The sequence below is a fragment of the Streptomyces boluensis genome (assembly GCF_009908195.1).
GTDB lineage: Bacteria > Actinomycetota > Actinomycetes > Streptomycetales > Streptomycetaceae > Streptomyces > Streptomyces boluensis.
Genome location: NZ_JAAAHS010000378.1, coordinates 1 through 7,464 on the forward strand (window position 1 = coordinate 1; position 7,464 = coordinate 7,464).

Genomic DNA, 7,464 nt, shown 5'->3' on the forward strand with positions numbered 1-7,464 from the left:
TCCCAAGGCCATTCCGGCGACCATATGACGTATTACGCCCCGCTAGGAACCAAACCCCGATATCGGTGTCCTGGCCCCACCCCTACTTCGCCGGCTCCTGCGACAGCGCCCCGCTAACCGTGATCCGCCAGTACATCGAGGACCAGAAGCGGCCCGCGGGCTGAGGTCAACAGTGCGGACGCCTGCTCACGGGATGCTGCGTTCGCAGGCCCTCTCCCCCACCGAGAGCATGCGCCTGCTGGACGATCTGCTTGGAGAGTCATGAATTGGTTCAAGTCCAGCTACAGCAGCGACCAAGGCGGCGCCTGCCTCGAAGTCGCCTACGACTGGCGGAAGTCGAGTTACAGCGGCAGTGAGGGCGGCGCCTGCCTAGAATTCGCCGCCCACCCCGCCGCCGTACACATTCGCGACTCCAAGAACCCCGGTGGGTCGACCCTCACCGTGACCCCCGCCGCGTGGGACGCGTTCGTCAGCGAGCGTTAGAAGCCGCCGCCGCCGAAGTCACCGCCCCCACCGAATCCTCCGCCGTCGCCGAAGCCGCCGCCGAAGTCACCGGAGCTGAAGTCCGAGCCCGAGGCGTCGCCGCCCTCGAAGCCGTCGCCGCCGGAGCCGTAGTCCGTGGCCGCGTAGGCCGGGCTCGCCATCATGTGGCCGAGCATCGTGCCCATGAGCAGGCCCGGCAGCAGGCCGCCGCCGAAGTAGCCGCCCGCCCAGGGGCCGTACACCGGGCCCGCCTCGTAGTACGGCCGTCGGCCCGCGGGAGTGTCGACCGTACGGACGTCGGGGGCCTCGCCGTCCTCGATCCGGGTCCGGTCGGCCGCGCAGACCGGCACGTCGCGTGGGGTACCGCCTTCTGGCGCCCAGGGCACATCGGCCACACCGGGGCCGTGCCTCGGGTCGAAGAAGCACGGCGGCCTGCGCATCGGCAGCTCGCGGCCCTCGCGGCGGGCGGCCAGGACGGCGAGCGAGAACCGGCCGTCGGCCAGCGCCTCGGTCACCGGGCGTACGTCATCGGGGCGCCCCGCCTGGCCCATCAGCGACTTGGCCTGGTCGTAGGAGTCGAGGGCGTGCTCGTAGTCCGTGCGCATCTCGTCCGTGGCGCCGGGCTCGCTCGGCTTGAAGTCGAGGCGGTCGAGCTCCTCGCCGAACGCGGTGATGTCCTCGTCGACGACGACTCGCAGCTTCGCCAGGGCCGCCCACTCGGCCTCGGCCTTGCGCTTACGGTTCCGCCGGACCAGTACGTACGCACCGGCGCCACCGGCCAGGACGACCGCGCCCAGACCGATCAGGGCGCCGCCGCCCGCTTCGTCCCCGTTGGCCCAGGAGCTGGGGGCGGAGCCGCCGGCGCTGGTGACGGCGAGGTCCACGAAGCTGTTCAGCTGGGTGTCGGCGGTGGTGCCCTCCACCGCGACCAGCAGGTTCTCGACGCCTTCCTTGTCCAGGACGGAACCGTCCGCCCTGGCGTCGAAGTCGTCACCGACCCGCACCCCGTACAGACCGGTGATGCCGGTCTGGGCGCGCAGCTTCGCGAAGAGGTCCGTCTTCGGATAGTCCGCGGGCAGGACCGCGACGAACACCGGCTTGTCCGCGTCCTCGATCTTCGTGGCGAGGGCGTCGGCCTGGGAGTCGGAGAGCTGGTCGGAGGCCGCGGGGTCCACGTACACCGGGCTCTCCCGCAGAGCCTGCGCCACCTCGGACACCGGCGTCTCGGCCTGTGCCCCGGGCGCCGCGGTGAGGGCGACGCCCAGGGCCAGGAGCAGTGCCAGGACCACTCGGACGATAATTCGTACCGATATGTGAGGCCTCATACCTAGACGGTAACTCCGTCGAGGTGGATCCGAGCGGCCGAGGGCCCGCCTTGTTCGGTGGGCTCGCTACTCGGTGGGCTCGACCCCGGCGCGAAGCAGCCCGTACGTGTACGCATCCTCCAGGGCCTGCCAGGACGCGGCGATCACGTTCTCCGCGACGCCGACCGTGGACCACTCGCCGGTGCCGTCGGACGTGGAGATCAGCACGCGGGTCGTGGAGGACGTGCCGTGCTTGCCCTCCAGGATGCGGACCTTGTAGTCGACCAGCTCGAACTTGGCGAGCTGCGGGTAGAAGCGCTCGAGGCCGACCCGCATCGCGCGGTCCAGGGCGTTGACCGGTCCGTTGCCCTCGGCGGTGGCGACGATCCGCTCGCCCTTGGCCCACAGCTTCACGGTGGCCTCGTTGGCGTGCGTACCGTCGGGACGGTCCTCGACGATCGCCCGCCACGACTCCGTACGGAAGTACCGGCGCGGGCCGCCCTCGACCTCGGCACGCAGCAGCAGCTCGAAGGAGGCGTCGGCGGCCTCGTACGAATAGCCGCCCAGCTCCCGCTCCTTGACCCGCTCGACGACCCGGCCGACCAGTTCGCGGTCGTCGCCCAGGTCGACGCCGAGCTCCTTGCCCTTGAGCTCGATGGAGGCGCGGCCCGCCATGTCGGAGACCAGCATGCGCATGGTGTTGCCGACGAGTTCGGGGTCGATGTGCTGGTACAGGTCCGGGTCGACCTTGATGGCGGAGGCGTGCAGTCCGGCCTTGTGCGCGAAGGCCGAGACACCGACGTACGGCTGGTGCGTGGAGGGGGTGAGGTTGACGACCTCGGCGATGGCGTGCGAGATCCGGGTCATCTCGGCGAGCGCGCCCTCGGGCAGCACGGCCTTGCCGTACTTGAGCTGGAGGGCGGCGACGACCGGGAAGAGGTTGGCGTTGCCGACGCGCTCGCCGTAGCCGTTCGCGGTGCACTGCACGTGGGTGGCGCCCGCGTCGACGGCGGCCAGGGTGTTGGCGACGGCGCAGCCGGTGTCGTCCTGGGCGTGGATGCCGAGCCGGGCGCCGGTGTCGGCGAGCACGGTGGCGACGACGGCCTGCACCTGGGCGGGGAGCATGCCGCCGTTGGTGTCGCAGAGGATCACGACATCGGCACCGGCCTCGGCGGCGGTGCGGACGACGGACTTGGCGTACGTGGGGTTGGCGCGGTAGCCGTCGAAGAAGTGCTCGCAGTCGACGAAGACCCGGCGGCCCTGCTCGCGCAGGTACGAGACGGTGTCGGCGATCATCGCGAGGTTCTCGTCGAGCGTGGTGCGCAGGGCGAGTTCGACGTGCCGGTCGTGGGACTTGGCGACCAGCGTGACGACCGGGGCGCCGGAGGCGACGAGGGCCTTGACCTGCGGGTCGTCGGCGGCCTTCGCGCCGGCCCTGCGGGTGGCGCCGAAGGCCACCAACTGGGCGTGCTTGAAGTCGATCTCCTGCTGTGCGCGGGCGAAGAACTCGGTGTCGCGGGGGTTGGCGCCCGGCCAGCCGCCCTCGATGAAGCCCACGCCGAAGTCGTCCAGGTGCCGGGCGATGGTCAGCTTGTCCGCGACGGTGAGGTTGATGCCCTCGCGCTGCGCGCCGTCGCGCAGCGTCGTGTCGAAGACGTGGAACGAGTCGTCGGGATTTCCCGTGCTTACCGTCATGCTGATCTGGCTCCTGTATTCGGATCTCGGCCTACCGGAATGACCGGTTCCACCGTCTCCCTATGATCCCTCGTGCGGTTCGCCCGGTGTGCGGTGGGCCGGGAAAACAGAAAAACCTCTCGCGGGTGCGAGAGGTCTGCGCGCGGGTCTGAGACGACGGTGTCCGCCCGTACGGGGTGGTACGTGGCGTTCACTGCGGACCGGCGCGCTCGCTGCGAATAATCATCGCTTCACGGAACACCCGGCGAGCTTTGCATAGGTTGCCCCCTTCTGGGGTGGGGGTCTCACGATGCGGGCGGCCCGGGGACGTGGTGTGCGTCACCCCGGGCCGACCGCCTGGAAGTTGTCGTTATGCGCGCCCGGCACAGCAGTTACTGAACGGGGGCGCCCACAGGCTCGGGCACCGACTCCTTGTTGCCCACCTTGTTCAGGTCAAGGTCCTTCGTCTCGCGCATCGTCAGGTACACCACCAGGCTCACCGCCGCGCAGCCCGCCACGTACCAGTAGAAGCCGGACTCGATGCCGCCTTCCTTGAACCAGAGGGCCACGTACTCCGCCGTGCCGCCGAAGAGGGCGTTGGCGATGGCGTACGGGAGGGCGACGCCGAGGGCGCGGATGCCGGTGGGGAAGAGTTCGGCCTTCACGCAGGCGTTGATCGAGGTGTAGCCGGTGACGACCACGAGGGCCAGGAGCGAGAGGCCGAGGGCCGGCCAGAAGGAGCCCGCGCGCTGGAGCAGCGTCATGATCGGGACCGTCAGGAACGTCGAGCCGACGGCGAAGGTGATCAGGAGCGGGCGGCGGCCGATGCGGTCGGAGAGCATGCCCGCGAGCGGCTGCAGGCAGGCGAAGACGATCAGCGCGCAGAACGACACCAGGGTCGCCGTCTGCTTGGGCAGGCCCGCGGAGTTGGAGAGGTACTTCGTCAGGTAGGTCGTGTACGTGTAGTACGCGACCGTGCCGCCCATCGTGAGGGCGATGACGAGGAACGCCTCGCGCTTGTGCTGGAGCAGCGCCTTGATGGTGCCCTTGTCGTCGGCCGCGGTGTCGTCGGCGGACTCCTCGTAGACCTCGGTCTCCAGCATGTTGCGGCGCAGGTAGAAGATCACCGCGGCGCCGAGTGCGCCGATGATGAACGGGATGCGCCAGCCCCAACTGTGCAGCGCGTCATCGGACATGGTCCGCTGCAGCACGATCTGCAGGCCGAGGCCGAGGATCTGGCCCGCGGTCATCGAGACGTACTGGAAGCTGGACGCGAAGCCGCGCCTGCTCGGGTCGGACGCCTCGGTGAGGTACGTCGCGGAGGCCGCGTACTCGCCGCCGACCGACAGGCCCTGGAGGAGGCGGGCGACGAGGAGGACCGCCGCGCCGCCGTAGCCCGCGACGCCGTAGGTCGGGGCTATCGCGATGAGGACGGCGGACGCCGACATCAGCGAGACGGTCAGGGTGAGTGCCGCCTTGCGGCCCTTGCGGTCGCCCACCCGGCCGAGCAGCCAGCCGCCCACGGGGCGCATGAAGAAGCCGACGGCGAAGATGCCGGCGGTGTTCATGAGTTGGGCGGTGGGGTTGTCACTGGGGAAGAAGGAGGCTGCGAGTACGTCGAGAAGCTGGCGTACACGAACCAGTCGAACCACTCGACCATGTTGCCGGCCGAGCCGACCCAGATCTTCTTCCACTGCTGTTTCTGCATGCCGGACACAGTGCCGGAATGATCGCTCCCGCGACAACTTGGCCCCTACAACGATCTCGCATAGGCGGCTGACCGGGTAGTTCCCGCGCGTCGCTGACGGCCTCACGCCAGGTACAGACCTAAGATGCTGGCGCTTCTGTTCTGAACACGACACCCCACTCCTGTCGAGAGGCAGCACGTGAAGCGCACTCTGGCGACCGCCGTGACTCTGGCGGCACTCCCCCTCACCCTCCTTCTGCCCGGCTCCGCCGCGAACGCGGCACCCGGCGCCGGCGAACCCTCACCCGCGCCCGGCGTGCGCGCCGGCACCGACACGTACCAGCGCGACGCCGCACTCCAGCGGCAGCTCGGCGACCGCAGCGCGGGCAGCTATCTGGACGGACGTACCGGCAAACTCGTCACCACCGTCACCGGCGCGGCGGACGCCGAAGCGGTGCGCGCGGCCGGTGGTGTCCCGCGGCTCGTCGAGCGCGACGGGCGCGCGCTGCGCTTCGCGATGACCGTCCTGGAGAAGGGCGCGAAGATCCCCGGCACCAGCTGGGGCGTGGACCCCAGACGCAACCAGGTCGTCGTCGAGGCCGACTCGACCGTCTCGGCGCGGGACTACGCGCGGATCGAGAGCGTCGCGCGCGGACTCGGCGGCGCCGTCCAAGTGACGCGCGTACCGGGCGAGTTCAAGGAGGAGGTCGCGGGCGGCGACGCGATCTACGGCGGCGGCTACCGCTGCTCGGCCGCCTTCAACGTGGCCTCCGGCACGACCCGGTACTTCCTCACGGCCGGGCACTGCACCGACGAGGCCGCCTCGTGGAGCTCCTCGGCCGGCGGTTGGCCGGTGATCGGGCAGCGCACCGGCTCCAGCTTCCCGTACAACGACTACGGGATCGTCAAGTACGCCGGCAGCACGGGCACCGCCGGACGTGTGAACCTCTACAACGGCAGCTACCAGGACATCGCCACGGCCGCCAACGCCGTGGTCGGCCAGGCGGTCAAGAAGTCGGGGTCCACCACCAAGGTCACCTCCGGCTCGGTCACGCAGACCAACGTCACCGTGAACTACGGCAACGGCTACTACGTGCACCAGATGGTGAAGACGAACGTCTGCTCGGCCGCAGGCGACAGCGGCGGCGCGCACTTCGCGGGCTCCACCGCCCTCGGCATCCACTCCGGCTCGGGCGGCATCTGCGTCAACGGGCGCGGCTCGGCGGTGTTCCAGCCGGTGAAGGAGGTCCTCTCGGCGTACCGGGTCAACGTCTACTGAGCCGCACGCCGACCCCGCACGTCCTCGTACTGCTCCTGGACGACGCGCTCAGGCGTCCGTGGCGCCCAGCGCGTCGTCCAGGAACTCTCTTACATGGACCAGGACTTGAGCCCGGCCCGTGCCCGGAAGCCCCACCGCCACATGCAGCGCGAAGCCGTCGAGCAGCGCCCGCAGGCGGGCCGCGAAGCGCTCCGGGTCGAGGGGGCGGAGCTCGCCGCGCGAGACGCCCTCGGCGAGCAGCGCCACCAGGTCGCGGTGCCAGGCCTTCTCGATCGCGGCCTGCCGGTCGCGTGAGTCGGCGCCCTCCTCCGCGTACTGCGAGCGGTTCCAGACCTCCAGCCACAGCATCCAGTGCGGGTCGCGGGGCGCGTCCGGGACGTACAGGTCGACGAACGCGTCGAGCCGGGCCCGGACCGGGGCCGTGGAGTCGAGCAGGGCCCGGCGCTCCTCGCCTAGGCGGCCCTCGCTCCACTCCAGGGTCTGCAGCAGCAGCTCGTCCTTGGTCTTGAAGTAGTAGAGCAGGTGGCCGCTGCTCATCCCGACCTCACGACCGAGCGCCGCCATGGTGAGCCGGTCGAGACCGCTGTCGGCGATCATCGCCATCGCCGCGGTGAGCACCTCGTCACGTGGGGGCGCGTTCCTGCGCACACGCGGCGTCGCGGCCATCAGGGTCTCTCCTCGGGTCACGCCATGGCGTGCGGGTTCACACCTTGGGCTGCTGCTGGGTGATGCAGTGGATGCCACCACCACCCGCGAAGATCGTACGGGCATCGACCAGGGTGACGGTCCGGTCCGGGAACAGCCTGCGGAACGTACCGGCCGCGATCTCGTCCCGCGGGTCGTCGAAGCCGCACAGCACGACGCCGCCGTTGCACAGGTAGTGGTTGATGTACGAGTAGTCGGTCCAGCCGCCGTCCTCGTCCGTCACCTTGGTGGGCGCCTGCACCTCGACGACCTGGAGGCTGCGGCCCCTGGCGTCGGTCTGGGTGCGCAGGAACTCGACGTTCTCCTTGCAGATCTCGTGGTCGGGGTGGGAC

Annotated in this window: 6 protein-coding genes and 1 pseudogene; 2 read left to right on the plus strand and 5 right to left on the minus strand. The window is 70.0% G+C overall.

Annotated elements, in window-relative coordinates:
* Positions 1–261 precede the first annotated feature (261 nt).
* Positions 262–483 carry a DUF397 domain-containing protein gene (locus GUY60_RS31305; protein WP_161703962.1) on the plus strand — a complete coding sequence of 74 codons (222 nt, stop codon included), beginning with the start codon at positions 262–264 and terminating at the stop codon, positions 481–483.
* Here GUY60_RS31305 and GUY60_RS31310 read toward each other — a convergent pair.
* The 3 genes and pseudogenes from GUY60_RS31310 to GUY60_RS31320 all read right to left on the minus strand — a co-directional run bounded on the left by GUY60_RS31310 (position 480) and on the right by GUY60_RS31320 (position 5,169).
* On the minus strand, positions 480–1,808 hold the full coding sequence (locus tag GUY60_RS31310) for a hypothetical protein (RefSeq protein WP_161703964.1): 1,329 nt from the start codon (positions 1,806–1,808) through the stop codon (positions 480–482). The genes GUY60_RS31305 and GUY60_RS31310 overlap by 4 nt on opposite strands.
* 66 nt (positions 1,809–1,874) lie before the next feature.
* A complete protein-coding gene (gene cimA / locus GUY60_RS31315; RefSeq protein ID WP_161703966.1) occupies positions 1,875–3,482 on the minus strand; it encodes a citramalate synthase in 1,608 nt (535 codons plus the stop codon).
* 371 nt (positions 3,483–3,853) lie between these two features.
* Positions 3,854–5,169 (minus strand): annotated as a pseudogene (locus tag GUY60_RS31320) (MFS transporter).
* Positions 5,170–5,347: 178 nt separating this feature from the next.
* On the opposite strand from GUY60_RS31320, the gene GUY60_RS31325 reads away from it, so the two are divergent.
* The gene (locus GUY60_RS31325; RefSeq protein ID WP_161703968.1) at positions 5,348–6,427 is read left to right on the plus strand and encodes a S1 family peptidase; all 1,080 of its coding nucleotides are present in this window, start codon (positions 5,348–5,350) and stop codon (positions 6,425–6,427) included.
* Positions 6,428–6,475: 48 nt separating this feature from the next.
* Here GUY60_RS31325 and GUY60_RS31330 read toward each other — a convergent pair whose 3' ends face one another.
* Positions 6,476–7,093, minus strand: coding sequence for a TetR/AcrR family transcriptional regulator (locus GUY60_RS31330; protein ID WP_161703970.1), 618 nt, complete (start codon positions 7,091–7,093; stop codon positions 6,476–6,478).
* Positions 7,094–7,130: 37 nt separating this feature from the next.
* On the minus strand, positions 7,131–7,464 hold a 334-nt coding region (locus GUY60_RS31335; RefSeq protein WP_161703972.1), incomplete at its 5' end, for an agmatine deiminase family protein.